A 249-nucleotide genomic window follows, 5' to 3' on the forward strand; every position below is an offset into this window, starting at 1 on the left:
GGCGATCTGTGCCGGGCCGAGCCTGCGTCGCCACCGTGCTTTCACGATCCGTTTGACCAGCTCAGGAGGCGTCTTGGTAGGCATCGAACGCGGCCGGCTGGACCTGTCGATCATCCCCGCAGCCCCCTCGGCGCGAAACCTCGCCGCCCACTTGCGTGCCGTAAGCGGCGAGGTCATGAACATCTTCGCCGCGACAGTGGCAGACCAATGCTCTTCGACGATGAGCTTTGCCAGCCGCAAACGAGCGCG

1 protein-coding gene is annotated in these 249 nt (G+C 65.5%); it reads right to left on the reverse strand.

The window, feature by feature from the left end:
- The coding region (locus KHB019_RS15105; RefSeq protein WP_337459363.1) for a leucine zipper domain-containing protein at positions 1–249 on the reverse strand (249 nt) is incomplete at both ends.

The sequence above is a fragment of the Microbacterium sp. KHB019 genome, assembly GCF_037285405.1.
Lineage (GTDB): Bacteria > Actinomycetota > Actinomycetes > Actinomycetales > Microbacteriaceae > Microbacterium.